Here is a 1,335-nt window from a genome sequence, read left to right on the forward strand (position 1 = left end):
GGGAGTGTCAAGTATTTTGTGTAAATGGCAGCCTTCCCGATCAAGCAACTATCAGTGAAACATGGATTCAAGGGTGTCCCGACATTGATTAAATCCTCGATGACAGTGTACTGAAAATTTAGTGTTGTAATCGATCATTTGGGTCACGAGAAAGCGATCCAGTGAATCTTCGTTTGGAAATTGCTCTTTTCTTTTGCTATACCGTTTTAACTTTTTGTTAAACGACTCAATCATATTGGTGCTGTAAATGCTTGCACGAATGGAAGGTGGAAATTCTAAAAACGTCAATAGATTTTCTGTCTTCTTTAATCGATCCATGAGCCGTGAGTAGCGTCCCTGCCAGTGATTAAGGAATTGATTTAAGAGCTCTTGTGCCCCTTTTTTGTCTGCTGCCTGGTGCAGTGCTTTAAATTCACCCATCATTGGTTTTCGATCATTGACTCGGACGTGATTGCAGAGCGTACGGCTGACATGAATGAGGCAGCGTTGAAGCTTGGCTTTTGGAAAGCTTTTTTCTAAAGCACTCTGTAACCCAACAAGCCCATCAGCGATAAAAAGCAGTACATCTCGGACGCCCCTTTGACGGATGTCCGTGAGCAGTTCTGACCAAACACCAGTGGATTCAGTGGGCGCAACGGTATAAGCCAGCACTTCTTTTGTGCCATCAAGCTTGACCCCAATGGCAATATGGATCGCTTCTTTTTCCACTGTGTCTCGCCTTAAGGGCAGGTAGGTCGCATCGAGATAGACGCAGACATATTGTGTGGACAAGGGACGGGCTTTGAATTGAGTGACTTGTTCAGAGACTGCTTGGGTCATATTCGAGATCGTTTGTGGCGTATAAAAATGTCCATACATCTTTTCCATCAAATCAGCGATTTCAGATGTCGTGATCCCTTTACGGTAGAGCTGAATAACGGTTGTTTCTAAGGAATCACTATTCCGACGATAGGCAGGCACCGTGTGTTGATGAAAATCGCCATTGCGATCTCTGGGAATTTGTAAGGCCAATTCACCATAGCGGGTTTTAAACTTGCGAGCATATTGGCCATTTCGTGAATTACCTGTATGAAAGCCCTCGCGATCATAAGGCTCATAGCCCAAAAAGCTGCTCAATTCCAGTTTCAACAGTTCATTAACAGCTTCTTCTAGATGCTGGCGAAAAATTTCGTCCAAATCTTGTTGTTGGGCTAGGGCTGACATGATTTTTGTGGTAAATTGGTTCATAGGGAAAGCCTCCTGTGATATGAGTTTGGTCGCTTAATATCTTAAGGGGAAGGCTTTCCCTTTTCAATTGTTTTTTGAATCTATTTACACAAGATTATTTAAACACTC

General features: G+C 43.1%; 1 protein-coding gene. It reads right to left on the reverse strand.

Annotated elements, in window-relative coordinates:
• Positions 1 to 51: 51 nt before the first annotated feature.
• Positions 52 to 1,227: an IS256 family transposase gene (locus tag M3N64_RS13955; RefSeq protein ID WP_249104288.1), complete on the reverse strand. Its 1,176-nt coding sequence runs from the start codon at positions 1,225 to 1,227 to the stop codon at positions 52 to 54.
• Positions 1,228 to 1,335 lie beyond the last annotated feature (108 nt).

The organism is Sporolactobacillus mangiferae (assembly GCF_023336505.1).
Lineage (GTDB): Bacteria > Bacillota > Bacilli > Bacillales > Sporolactobacillaceae > Sporolactobacillus > Sporolactobacillus mangiferae.